9 protein-coding genes and 1 riboswitch are annotated in these 12,681 nt (G+C 47.9%); of the genes, 4 read left to right on the top strand and 5 right to left on the bottom strand.

Features of this window, described 5'->3' with window-relative positions:
- Positions 1-47: 47 nt before the first annotated feature.
- Positions 48-144: riboswitch (TPP riboswitch) on the bottom strand.
- Positions 145-374: 230 nt separating this feature from the next.
- Both BLR06_RS06305 and BLR06_RS06300 read left to right on the top strand, forming a co-directional pair.
- Entirely contained in the window at positions 375-1,019 is a 645-nt protein-coding gene (locus BLR06_RS06305; RefSeq protein WP_092070075.1) for a FliG C-terminal domain-containing protein, read from the top strand.
- Between the two features lie 456 nt (positions 1,020-1,475).
- Positions 1,476-2,906: an aspartate ammonia-lyase gene (locus BLR06_RS06300; RefSeq protein ID WP_092070072.1), complete on the top strand. Its 1,431-nt coding sequence runs from the start codon at positions 1,476-1,478 to the stop codon at positions 2,904-2,906.
- Between the two features lie 129 nt (positions 2,907-3,035).
- On the opposite strand, the gene BLR06_RS06295 is transcribed toward BLR06_RS06300, so the two are convergent.
- The 4 genes from BLR06_RS06295 to BLR06_RS06280 form a co-directional block, all read right to left on the bottom strand.
- Complete coding sequence (locus BLR06_RS06295; RefSeq protein WP_173812786.1) at positions 3,036-5,465, bottom strand: glycogen/starch/alpha-glucan phosphorylase; 2,430 nt, start codon at positions 5,463-5,465, stop codon at positions 3,036-3,038.
- Positions 5,466-5,694: 229 nt separating this feature from the next.
- On the bottom strand, positions 5,695-7,128 hold the full coding sequence (gene glgA / locus BLR06_RS06290) for a glycogen synthase GlgA (protein ID WP_092070066.1): 1,434 nt from the start codon (positions 7,126-7,128) through the stop codon (positions 5,695-5,697).
- Between the two features lies 1 nt (position 7,129).
- A complete protein-coding gene (glgD, locus tag BLR06_RS06285) occupies positions 7,130-8,248 on the bottom strand; it encodes a glucose-1-phosphate adenylyltransferase subunit GlgD (protein WP_092070063.1) in 1,119 nt (372 codons plus the stop codon).
- Between the two features lie 47 nt (positions 8,249-8,295).
- Positions 8,296-9,471: a glucose-1-phosphate adenylyltransferase gene (locus BLR06_RS06280; RefSeq protein WP_092070060.1), complete on the bottom strand. Its 1,176-nt coding sequence runs from the start codon at positions 9,469-9,471 to the stop codon at positions 8,296-8,298.
- 355 nt (positions 9,472-9,826) lie between these two features.
- On the opposite strand from BLR06_RS06280, the gene BLR06_RS20230 reads away from it, so the two are divergent.
- Positions 9,827-10,444, top strand: coding sequence for a 3D domain-containing protein (locus BLR06_RS20230; RefSeq protein WP_173812784.1), 618 nt, complete (start codon positions 9,827-9,829; stop codon positions 10,442-10,444).
- Between the two features lie 141 nt (positions 10,445-10,585).
- Here the strand turns inward: BLR06_RS20230 and BLR06_RS06270 are convergent, their stop codons facing one another.
- A complete protein-coding gene (locus BLR06_RS06270) occupies positions 10,586-11,650 on the bottom strand; it encodes a M48 family metallopeptidase (protein ID WP_245698050.1) in 1,065 nt (354 codons plus the stop codon).
- Between the two features lie 374 nt (positions 11,651-12,024).
- On the opposite strand from BLR06_RS06270, the gene ccpN reads away from it, so the two are divergent.
- Positions 12,025-12,663, top strand: coding sequence for a transcriptional regulator CcpN (gene ccpN, locus BLR06_RS06265; RefSeq protein ID WP_340148018.1), 639 nt, complete (start codon positions 12,025-12,027; stop codon positions 12,661-12,663).
- Positions 12,664-12,681: the final 18 nt, after the last annotated feature.

Raw genomic sequence — 12,681 nt, 5'->3', positions numbered from 1 at the left:
CGCTCCCCCCTAAATAAAAATACAGACACCGCGCGTAGCGAGCCTGTAAAATATAAATTCAGCTTTCCTACGGTGGTGTTAACCACATCAGGTTCAAGGGTCGGACAAAGTCCTCTCAGCCCTAAGGCCCCCCTAGCTTTACCGTATTGATTTGTAATCAAATCATACTGCATTCCGCCTATTTTGTAAACAACTATATCCAAAGGCTGCTGTTTTTTCGCCGTTCAGGCAGGGGATTGCCGGCCCTGCGGGGAATATCAGGAAAACTGGTTTTGCACCAGGCCTTTGGCAGAAGCGGCGAAAAGCGCCTTTTTCTAACCCATAAACATTCGTGCAGCCGGCATTTTTAAACTACTATACGAGGAGCGTTTATCATGAGCGAACAAAGTGCTTTTGCGGCAGTCCTGCTGTTAATGCCTGATCATGAAGCGGCACAGGCCTTGCTGCTGCTGACAAGAGCTGAACAACTGACTTTATTGCAGGAAATAAAAACCATAAGCAACAGCTTTTTACCGTCGGAGGTTGCCGCTGCCGGCCTGCCTTCACTGCAGCCGCTGCAGCAATTCGAAAGTAAGGCCGGCGGTATTATGATGTCAGTCGCCCAACTGGCCGGCGTCCGTTATGCCTCCGATCTGCTCAATGCCTGGACTGGAGACGACCCGGTTCTGCTGCAATCGCTAAGAAAGCATATATTTTTCTTTGAAGAAATAGTCTGCCTGCCTGACCGTACTGTACAGCGCGCCCTGCAGGAAATAAAGCTTAGCCCTTTGCTGTTGCTGGACGCCGATGACCGTATCGTACAAAAACTCCTGACAAACGTGTCCCGGCGGGTAGCAAAACAAGTTACGGACGAACTGCACCAGTATGGGCAAAGGGAAGCAGCAGCAGCCGAGGCCCAGCTTGCCAAAGGGCGGTTTGCCCGTCTAATCGCAACTTTATTGAAAACAGAAGAGCCGGCTGGTAGTGAATTCTGCCTGCCGGAAATTCCGGCGCCTGTTGGCGGTACAGAAGCCAGGTAAACATAAAATTCGCGCCATGACGCACAGCAATGCTGGCATTGTGGCGCTTTTTTCCAGCCTGTTCCGCGGCTGCCGGGCAGGAATTCATAGAGGATCCCAGCTTAGTTTTAATCCGAGATTCCTTCACGGACAACGCCATTATGAACGGCGCAAACGAGGGACTATCTTACTTTAATTTATAAATACCGCCATACGGGATTGTTTAACACAATTATTGTATAAAAAATATTGTATACAAAATGCAGGAATTTTATATCGATTGTCTAACTAAATAATGAGCCAGCGAATGGTCAATAAAACCACCAAAAGATATGTAGGCCTGCTGATGATGTATGATCTGGGTTCCGCCTCTACCTGACAGAGTAAGTAAACCCGGAGGCCTGACATTTTCCGGCCTTTTTCACTGATTGCCGGCATGCCCGCCGGCGATCAATATAACTACAGGAGGAAACACTGATGCGTTATGAACACGATTTTTTAGGAGAAATGAGCCTGCCTGACAATGTATATTATGGCGTGCAAACCCTCCGGGCCATGGAGAACTTTAAAATTACCCGGCAAAAATTAGATCCGGTATTTATCCAAGCCTTAGCCATGGTGAAAAAAGCTGCCGCCAAGGCCAATATTGCCACAGGACGATTGGATAAAACCGTTGGCCGGACCATTGTTGCAGCGGCCGATGAAGTCATTGACGGCAAACTGCATGATCAGTTTTGCGTGGACCCAATCCAGGGAGGCGCCGGCACTTCCTTTAACATGAATATGAATGAAGTCCTAGCCAACCGTGCTTTAGAACTTATTGGCGACGTCAAAGGCAACTATGAACGCATCTCGCCAAACAATCATGTAAATATGGCTCAGTCAACCAATGATGCTTTCCCAACAGCCGTCAAAGTATGCGCTATCCGCAAAGGGGGCCTTCTCATAACCGCACTGTCCAATCTGTCGGCCGCGCTTGATAAAAAATCCCGGGAGTTTAACAGCATTTTAAAAATGGGACGGACCCACCTGCAGGATGCCGTCCCCATCACGCTGGGCCAGGAGTTTGCCGCTTACGCCGCTTCCGTCCGCCGGGGCGCCGGACGCATTGATCATGCCCTGCTAAGCCTGCGCAAGGTAAACATGGGAGCTACTGCCGTCGGCACAGGCTTAAATGCGGAACCTGAGTATATCAGGGAGGTGGTTAAACAATTATCGCAAATAGCCGGCGCACCATTGACAACAGCGGAAAACCTGGTTGATGCAACCAACAGCACCGATGCCTTTGCCGATATATCCGGCGCTATGAAAATAACGGCGCTGTCTTTAATAAAAATAGCCAATGACTTCCGTCTGATGGCCTCCGGCCCCCGCTGCGGAATCAATGAATTGCTGCTGCCGGCCCGTCAGCCCGGTTCATCCATTATGCCCGGTAAAGTCAATCCGGTTATTCCGGAAGTTCTAAATCAAACTTGTTATCAAGTAATTGGCAACGATTTGGCGGTTACCCTTGGCGTCGAAAATGGTCAGTTTGAATTAAATGTTATGGAACCCGTAATGGCTTTTAATATCTTTAATTCGATGACCTATTTGACCAATGCTGTTGATACCTTCAACAAATTATGCGTACAAAATGTGCAGGCCAATACCGCTCAGTGCCAAGACTGGCTGGAAGGCAGCGTTGGCATTGTTACTGCCCTGCTGCCTCATATCGGTTACGAAAATGCTTCCCTGATTGCCAAAGAGGCCTATAACACCGGCAAGCCGGTTCGGCAAATCATATTGAGCCAGGGGCTGCTGACCAAGGAAGACCTGGATGTTATTCTATCGCCGGAGGAAATGACCCAGCCGGGAATTGCCGGTAAATCATTGCTCCAGGAAAAAGGCCCGCTTGCCCAATTGGCCTGATTCTGGCGGAATGATAAAATACCGGAGGCATCCTCATGGGGATCTAAAGTTGCGCAAAACATTGTTATTGGCAGCCAGGCTCTGTTACGAAAGCGGCGGAACAGCCCGGCTTTTCCCCAGGGCTTTGCCTTAGGGAATAATTACCGGTTTTATACTCCAGATGCCTTGGGCATATTCACTAATTGTGCGGTCACTGGAAAACTTGCCGGAATGAGCAATATTGGCAATGCTCATCTTCCACCATTCCCGCTGATCATTGTATTTACTTTCCAGCCGTACATGCGCGGCAGCGTAGTCTGAAAAATCCTTAAGCACAAAAAACTCATCATTGTTTAGCAGTAAATAATCGTACAGCAGCCGGAACTCTTCTTTCTCCCCGGAAAAAAATCCGTCGACCAGCTGTTCCAGCACCCTTTTTACCCGGCCGTCACTATTGTAAATATCCCAGGCGTTGTAACCGCCGTAGCGGTAATAATCAAGCACTTGCTCCGCCCGCAGACCAAAGATGACGATATTATCATCGCCAACTGCCGCTCTGATTTCAACATTAGCGCCATCCAGCGTACCCACGGTAACAGCGCCGTTCATCATAAACTTCATATTGCCGGTCCCCGAGGCTTCCTTGCTGGCGGTAGAAATCTGTTCGCTGACATCGGCCGCCGGAAATAACAGCTCGCCCAGTGATACACTGTAGTTTTCCAAAAACACTACTTTCAGCTTATCCCGGATGGTTTTATCGCCGTTAATCAACTCCGACAAACGATTAATCAGCTTGATTGTCTGCTTCGCAATAAAATAACCAGGCGCCGCTTTACCGGCGAAAATAAAGGTGCGGGGCGTTATCGGCAAATCGGGGTCCTGCTTCAACCGGTGATAGAAATCCATAATATGCAGCGCATTCAGGATCTGACGTTTATATGAATGAATACGCTTAATTTGTATATCAAATATGGAATCAAGGTTAATCTTTATTCCATATTTCCCGGTAATAAAATGGGCAAGGCTGTTTTTTTTGGTTCGTTTTATTTCAGCCACCTGGTCCTGAAACCCTGAATCGGCGGCATAACGCATCAAATTAGACAGTTCCTGAGGGTTTGCGATCCAGCCTGGCGAAATAGCCTGGGAAATAAGGTCCGCCAATTCGGGATTGGCTTTCAACAGCCAGCGGCGGTGCGTAATTCCGTTGGTTTTATTGTTGAATTTATGTGGCGAAAAGTTATAAAAACTACCCATGACATGCTTGCGCAAAATGTCGGAGTGGATTTGGGCAACTCCGTTAACACTATAGCTTCCCACCACGGCCAGGCGCGCCATATGCACTTGTTCATCCAGAATAATTGACATCTCGCGGACTTTATCCCAGTCAGCATAGCGGTTCCAGACATGCTCACAAAACCGCCGGTTGATTTCTTCCACAATCATATAAATGCGCGGCAATAATGTTCGAAACATTTCCACCGGCCACTTTTCCAGAGCCTCCGGCATAATTGTATGATTGGTATAAGAAATGGTTTCCGTCGTGATCTGCCAGGCCGCCTCCCAGCCCAGACCTTCCTCATCCAGCAAAAGCCGCATTAATTCCGGCACAGCCAGCGCCGGATGCGTATCGTTAATATGCACCGCCACTTTGCTCGGCAAGGCATGAATACTGATCTTACGCCGCTTAAAGCGCCGCAAAATACTTTGCAGGCCGGCTGAAACAAAAAAGTATTGCTGCTTTAACCTAAGCAGCCGACCTTCATAAAAACTATCATCCGGATATAAAATTTTACAAATGCGTTCAACTGCTTGTTTATATTGCACAGCTTTCAGGTAGTCGCCGTGATTAAATGAGGACAAATCAAAATCAACCTGCAGGGGCTCGGCGTTCCAAAGCCGCAGCGTATTGACGGTATTATTGCCATAGCCAATGACCGGAATATCATACGGCACAGCTTTAATACTCTCATAGTCTTCCTGACTAAACGCCAATTTGCCGTTGCCTTGCTTACAGCAGTGTACGGTGCCGCCAAATCGTACTTCAACCGCTTTATCAGCTTTTCTGAATTCCCAGATATAGCCGTCTCTCAACCAGTGATCAGGCAATTCAACCTGATGGTGATTGACGATCTTTTGCTCAAACAGCCCATACCTGTACCGGATGCCGCAGCCATGACCGGGCAGAGACAGCGCCGCCATTGAATCCAAAAAACAGGCGGCCAGCCGTCCCAGTCCGCCATTGCCCAAGCCGGCGTCAGGCTCCTCGGCCAATACTTCTTCGAGATCAAAGCCCAGCTCATGCAAGCCTTCACGGCATATCTGCCGCAGCCCGGTATGAATGAGATGACAGTCAAGCAGCTTTCCCAGTAAAAATTCAATGGAAAAATAATAAACCTGCTTTTCACCCTGATCCCGGTATTGCTTATTGGTCTGAATCCAGTTGCGGCTGATACAGTCGCGCACCAGGCTGGCCAGGCCAATATAACAATCATGAATGCCCGCTTCATCCAGTCCCTTGCCGCACATGGTTTGCAGCTTATTGATAAAGGCATCTTTAAATTCTGCTTTATTTGTGAACAAAAAATCACCTCCTGAATATATCTGCGGTCTGCAAAGCATTGTTAGCGTCGGTATAGCAATGTTATGCTGCAAGCATTATATATTATTCGGCTGGGTGATTTTTGGTTAATCTATTTGGCTGGTACTGCAGCACCAATCCTAAATCTGTGGATACTGACGGATGGCTTTCCGTCATACTGCGTTGCCTGGGAGTTTACGGATTACTGGGGGCCAGTACTGGGTCAAGGGACTAGACTAGAACCCGCCGATACAGCTCTTTATATTGTCCGGCAGGCTGTTGCCAGCTAAAATCCTGTTTCATTGCCGACCTGATTAATTTGTTCCACGCTTTGGGGATGTTATATACTTCGATTGCCTGTTGTATTGCCGCTATTAAGCCGGACGGCGTATATTCCGTAAAGCTGAACCCCGTTCCTTCCCCAGTCATGCTGTCATAAGGCTGCACAGTATCCTTCAGGCCGCCGGTAGCGTGCACTACCGGAATACTGCCATAGCGCAGGGCATTGAGCTGACTCAAACCGCAGGGCTCATAGCGCGACGGCATTAAGAACAGGTCCGACCCGGCATAAATGCGATGAGCCAGCCTGGTGTCAAAACCAATATTGACTGCGATGCGGCCCGGATAGCGCAGGGCAGCTTCTTCCCAAAACTGCTGATAACGCTTTTCGCCTGTTCCCAGCACTGTCAGTTGAGTATTTAAGGCCATAATATCGGGCAATGCCGCTATCATTAGGTCAATTCCCTTGGCATCGACCAGCCGGGCCACAAGACCCATCAGCGGTATGTTTAAATGTTGTTCCAATTGCAAATCCTGCTGCAATTGCCGCTTGTTTTCACTGCGCCGGCGCAGTGAACGGGCATCAAACGAGGTGTAAATCATGGTATTTTTCCGGGGATTATACTGCTGATAATCGATACCGTTGTTTATGCCAACAAGCTGGCCGGAACGCTTTCTGAGCAGCCCGTCCATATTTCGCCCATGTTCCGGCGCTAAAATTTCCTTGGCATAACTTGTACTGACAGTGGTAAGATAATCGGCCGAATTCAAGGCCCCCTTTAAAAAGCTAACCTGGCCTGCGGCTTCCACCCTGTCCGGCGTAAAATATTCCCAGCCTAAATCAAGCATATCTCCCAAAATATCGGGCGCAAAATTGCCCTGGTATTCAAGATTATGAATCGTAAAGACAGTTTTTATGCCGGAATAAAAATTCAGCTTAGCATAATGAGCCCTGAGCAGCACACTGACCATACCCGTATGCCAGTCGTGACAATGCAGAATATCAGGCTGAAATTCCACTTTCGGCAAAGCCTCAAGCACAGCCCGGCAAAAAAATGCGAATCTTTCAGCATTGTCAGGATGGTCATAGACGCCGCTGCGGTTAAAATAATAGTCGTTGCCAACAAAATAGAAAGTAACTCCTTCATGCTTAAGCTGAGCAATGTCGCAAGGCTGACGGCGCCAGCCCACAGGCACCACCAGCCTGTGGACAACCGTCAGTTGATCCAGGTATTCCTCGGCAATATCCCGATAGAGCGGCAACATCACCCGTACATCCAGGCCCTGTTTGACCAGTTCTTTCGGCAAAGAGCCAATTACATCACCCAAGCCGCCGGTCTTAATAAACGGTACAGCTTCGGCTGCAGCAAACAACACTTTTATCATGTTAAATCACTGTCCCTTTCTCAATTACGAGCGGATAATTTTGATCACCCTTTAGCCATTTACCGGTTGTAATAACGACGTCCTTATCGCAGATTACATTCTCAATCTGTGCGTTTTCGCCAATTTGACATTTCTGCATAATAATGCTGTTTCGAATACACGCGCCTTTATGTACCCTGACATCTCTGAACAGCACGCTATTTTCGACACTTCCTTCAATAACACAACCATTGGCGATCATCACATTGCTTACCTGAGCCTGCTCTTGATATTTGGCCGGAGCGGCATCTTTTACCTTAGTATAAATCAGTCCTGATTTAACAAAAAGCTCCTGCCATTTGTCCGGTCTGAGCAGCTCCATGTTATGGCGGTAATAACTGCCTACCGAATTGATCCGGGCTACAAACCCGCAGTACGGATAACCATAAACGTTTAAATGAGCCAGATTTTTTATTATTCCGTCTTTAAGAAGATCAACACCACCCCTGGCATAGCACCCGCTGATTAAATCAATCAACAGCTCTTTTCTCAACAAATACATCGCGAGCGAAACTTTCGAACTGCTGTAACGGACCGGATTAACCGCCAAATCAGCAACCCGTCCGTCACTGGCTGTTTCAAGCACGGTGCAGCCGCTAAAATCATCATTGGCAGGGTCTAGTTCTTTATAGACAATAGTAATATCCGCCCCGGTGTTTTCATGAAACTGCAACACCTTGCGATAGTTCATGTTGCAGACAAAATGGCTGCCGCTGACCAGAGCATACTGTTGCCGGCTGCTTTCGATATAATCTAAATGATGTTGAAAGCTTTCAACATCGCCCTGGCCTTTTCCTGCTCCGGCTGAAGCGCCGTCGGAAGGTAAAATAAACAGGCCGTCGCGCTTGCGGGCTAAATCCCACTCTTTGCCTGAACGTAAATGATCCATCAGCGACCGTGATTTGCTTTTTAGTAAAATGCCTACATTCTGAATGCCGGAGTTGACCATGCTGGATAAAATAAAATCAATCAGCCGGTACCGGCCGGCGAAAGGCACCGCCGCCAGCGGCCTGTGCCCGGTAATTTCCTGAATGGCGGCTTCACTTTCATAAAGATTGATTATCCCCATTACTCTTTTCATATAGCACCTCACTGCTTTGCGCTGGTTAGCAGGCACGCTACGCCGTACTAGCCAACCTGTTGTTGCGGGACTAACCCGCCAATTTTAGTATCACGTTCAATGACATCGCCTTCGGAAATAACAATAACATCCTGCTGCTCCAAACCAATGCGGACATTATCGTCAATAACGCAGCGCCGCCCAATCAGCGCCCGGTCAATTTCTACATTTTCGCCAATCCGGGTATAGGACATAATCACTGAATTTCTCACACTGGTCCCTGCGCCGATTTGAACGCCGGGAAAAATAACCGAATGTTCAACATTGCCATAAATGACGGCGCCTTCACTAATTAGCGAGCATCTGACACTGGCGCCGGCGGCAAGATAATGCGGCGGTCTGGTTGGGTTAACCGAATAAATCGGCCAGGCGGGGTCATGCAAATTAAGCGCCGGATGATCTGCCAGCAAATCCATGTTCGCTTCCCACAAGCTTTCGACTGTGCCAACATCTTTCCAGTAACCCGCGTAAGGATAGGCGAATAATTTATGTCCCCCTGCCAGCATTTTCGGGATAAGGGTTCTGCCAAAATCATGGCTGGATGCCAGATCCTTGGCATCCTCTTCCAGAATCCGCTTGAGAAACTTCCAGTTAAACATGTAAATACCCATGGAAGCCCGGTTACTCATCGGCTGAACCGGCTTTTCCTGAAATTGTGTAATTCGCCCGTTATCGGCCGCCGCCATAATACCGAAACGCGGTGCTTCCGTCCAGGGAACTTCTATAACGCCGATTGTGGCCTCAGCCTTTTGGGTTTTGTGATAATCCAGCAGCACTGAATAATCCATAGTATAAATATGATCGCCTGACAATACTAATACAAAGCTGGGATTAATCATCTCAATAAAATTGATATTTTGATAAATAGCATCCGCCGTGCCTTTATACCACTCGGCGCCTTTTTCGCCGGCATAAGGCGGCAGCACAAAAACTCCGCCGTCTTTCCTATCGAGATTCCAGGCTCCGCCGGCCCCAATATAACTGTGCAACGCCAACGGCTGATACTGAGTCAGAATTCCGACTGTATTTAACCCCGAGTTATAACAATTGCTAAGAGGGAAATCAATAATCCGGTATTTACCGCCAAATGGTACCGCCGGCTTAGCCAGTTTCTTCGTTAATGTTCCGAGCCTGCTGCCCTGACCGCCTGCCAGTATCATTGCCAAACACTCTGTTTTTCTCATAAGATATTCCCCCTCCGCTTTTGCCTGTATTGTGCACAGCCATTCACTATGCACACTTTCTCAGCTTATGCCGGCCTGATAGCAAAATATTACGATTCGTGTCTTATTATTATTTTACATTTTTTGGATTTCACCTGCTATTTATATAAAACAATATGTTAATTTCAACCTAAAAATGCCTCGCCAAAAAACAAATAAAAACTTATCCTGCTTTTTTATCACCGTTTTTTGCTGTAAATTGGGACTAAACGATATTTTATTAGATTACGCAGCATTTTTACCTGAAAATACTTGAATTAGCCAGGCAAAAGAAGTGGAAACTATACTTATTATTACCTCGCAAAGGAGCAAAATCATGAAGCCTAAACGTTTTTATCCTCATAAAGATAAAAAATACCGCCGGGTGGCAGCAGCCTTTGCCGGGGCAGCGTTAATGTCGGCGGCCTTATTTACTCCGTTGGCCTCGGCCGCTAAACCTCCGGTTGAACCTGTCGCCGCTAAGCCTGCCAAACAAAACGGCCTGGCCAAACAAGTTAAAGTCGGCAAAAAAGCCGAACAGGATCTAAAAGCCGTACAGGCCGTCAACCGATCTGACAAAACGCCGGGCCAAGCCAAGCAGACTAAGGCCGTTGAAAACAGCCAGGCTTGGTCTGACGCCAAACAAACCCTGAACGCAACAGCCACTGCCTATGCCCCAGGCCCGCATGACAATGAGCAGTGGGGTAACAAAACGTATCTGGGTACCCAGATCCGGCCCGGCGTTATTGCTGTTGATCCCGACGTTATTCCGCTAGGCTCTAAGGTCTATATTGAATTGCCGAACGGCGACAGTATGTATGCCGTCGCTGAAGATACCGGCGGCGCAATCAAAGGCAACCGTATTGACATCGCCAAATGGTCGGTAGCTGAAGCCGAAGACTTTGGAATGAAGGATGTCAAAGTCCATATACTATCCCGGGGTACCGCCAAGTAGAGCATCAACCTTAAAACTGCGAGTATAGTGACAGTATCTACAGGATTAGGGTTGCTGCTCTACCAGTCCAGAGTAAAACGCCGTTCTTTCCTCCCAGACAGTATAAACCGGTAAGCGCTAAGCGCTTACCGGTTTATACTGTTATTTTTTTATTTTATTTTGGTCAAGCAATTGTTTGGGCTGCCAGTTGCGCAGCGTGTCAATATGAAGATTAGCCAGTTCCTGGACGCTCATGCTTTGCGCTGCCGCGTCTTCGGGCGTTACGGTAATGATTTTCCGGTCATCATAATAAACGGTAAAGTTTGTACCGTCGGTATCCAGAATATACTTGTCGCTGGAATAATCGGACAGTTCCCTAAGCCTGTATAAATTTCCGGCGACAAAATAAGCCCGCAACAGCGGCTTATAGCCGTTTAAAGTTGCATAAATAGGCGGCAGCTGCCACTCGCCGTCAACCACCCGGGCCGTTTTGCCGTCTTCATCCAGCACGACCAGCGGTTCAATGCCGGCCTCACGAAGCTGCTTTTGGACCAGGGCAATTCTGGCCTTTCCTTCGGGATGGTCTGAAAACAAATCATAATGGTACTTCTGGTCGAGTTCGGATAATTTATACAGCCCCAGCAGCATGCTATAGGGATTATACCCGGCCTTGAACGAGTGCGTAAATCCCAGATAATCGGCTTCACGCTCATCAGACCGGCTATGGCCGGCCATAATCGCATTATACGCCAGGTTTTGCAGCATGACGCCGCGATCGCCAAACACCACGCCAAACAGAAGACTAAGCCCCAGGCTTTTTTCCATCTGGCGGACAGTATGCCGTTTAACGACATGCCCGATTTCATGGCCAATAACCCCGGCCAGTTCGTCATCTGACTGCATATAATCCACTAATCCCTGGAATATGTATATATATCCGCCTGGCGCAGCCATAGCATTAATCTCTTTGGAATTAAGCACTTTAAAACTATAAGGTAAATTGCTGCGGTCAGATACGGCCACCATATTCATTCCAATGCGCGTCACCCGTTCCTGCAGGGCAGGATCGTCAACCACGCCATATTTTTCCTCAAGTTGCTTGCCGACACTGCGGCCAATGGAAATTTCATCTTTGGTGCTGATCAACCCGGCGCTTGCCGCCGGCATAAAAAAGGCACTGGTTGTCAGCAACAGCAACAGCAAGCCGGTTACACGGCGCAACAGCAAAATAACAACCACCCCCTTCTACGGGCCGGCAGTACGCCGATTGGCGACAAGGCCGGATTGCGGAAATGATACGCTTGGCCCCGGACCGGCATCAGCCTGGCACGATGATGATAGTACCTTATCAGCCATTATTCTACCGTTTTTAAGGCTGACAAGAACCTAGTGCTGTCAAGTATATATTCCGGCAAAGGCGAATAAATCCCTTCAATTTAGGGTTAGAAAATAAAGGATATTCCAAGAAAGCAGCAATAAATTGCCTTTACTTGACCCTATTTACTTATATTTTACTCTTTACAAGTATTTAATAATGAAATATAGTATAATTATTCCCGAATTTCATTAAATAGCGTATACTAATTAACGGAGGCAGGTGAATTGATATCGAACTATCACCGAGACAAATAATCATTTTAGAAATGGTTAAACAGTTTGGCCCGATTACCGGAACCCGGATTGCCGAAAAATTATCCCTCAGCCGGGCCGCCCTCCGTTCTGATTTGGCCATTCTGACCATGTCCGGACTGCTGGGAGCCAGGCCCAGGGTTGGTTATTATCATACCGGCAAAAAGCCTACCGAACTTATCGCCGGCATTATCGGCAATATCCGCGTCGCTGATGTTCAATCCCGGCCTATTGTCATCCGGGAAACCTGTTCGGTTTATGACGCCATCGTGGCAATATTCACTGAAGACGTCGGCACCATTGTCGTCGTCTCCGACGGCGGCTTCATCGAAGGCATTATTTCACGTAAAGACCTCTTAAAAGCGGCCATGGGGGGCAAAAACATCAATGAGCTTCCGGTTACCCTGGCAATGACCAGAATGCCCAATATCATTCTGGCGGCAGCTGATGAGCCAATATTGAGAGCAGCCAAGAAACTCATCAGCCATCAAGTCGATTCCCTGCCGGTTGTCGAAATGGCAACCGTTGATCAGATAGAAAAATTCAAAGTAGTCGGCCGGATTACCAAAACCAATATAACCCAGTTATTCGTCAATCTGGCGGATAGCTAAACAATATCATAGAGGAGG

Origin of the sequence: Dendrosporobacter quercicolus, assembly GCF_900104455.1 — a bacterium.
Taxonomy (GTDB): Bacteria; Bacillota; Negativicutes; order DSM-1736; family Dendrosporobacteraceae; genus Dendrosporobacter; species Dendrosporobacter quercicolus.
This window is presented reverse-complemented; position numbering and strand designations above follow the sequence as displayed.

Excerpts from the sequence above, each read along its gene's own strand:
- BLR06_RS06305 (WP_092070075.1), top strand. The coding sequence starts at position 375 with ATGAGCGAACAAAGTGCTTTTGCGGCAGTCCTGCTGTTAATGCCTGAT.
- BLR06_RS06300 (WP_092070072.1), top strand. The coding sequence starts at position 1,476 with ATGCGTTATGAACACGATTTTTTAGGAGAAATGAGCCTGCCTGACAAT.
- glgA (WP_092070066.1), bottom strand. The coding sequence starts at position 7,128 with ATGATAAAAGTGTTGTTTGCTGCAGCCGAAGCTGTACCGTTTATTAAG.
- glgD (WP_092070063.1), bottom strand. The coding sequence starts at position 8,248 with ATGAAAAGAGTAATGGGGATAATCAATCTTTATGAAAGTGAAGCCGCC.
- BLR06_RS06280 (WP_092070060.1), bottom strand. The coding sequence starts at position 9,471 with ATGAGAAAAACAGAGTGTTTGGCAATGATACTGGCAGGCGGTCAGGGC.
- BLR06_RS20230 (WP_173812784.1), top strand. The coding sequence starts at position 9,827 with ATGAAGCCTAAACGTTTTTATCCTCATAAAGATAAAAAATACCGCCGG.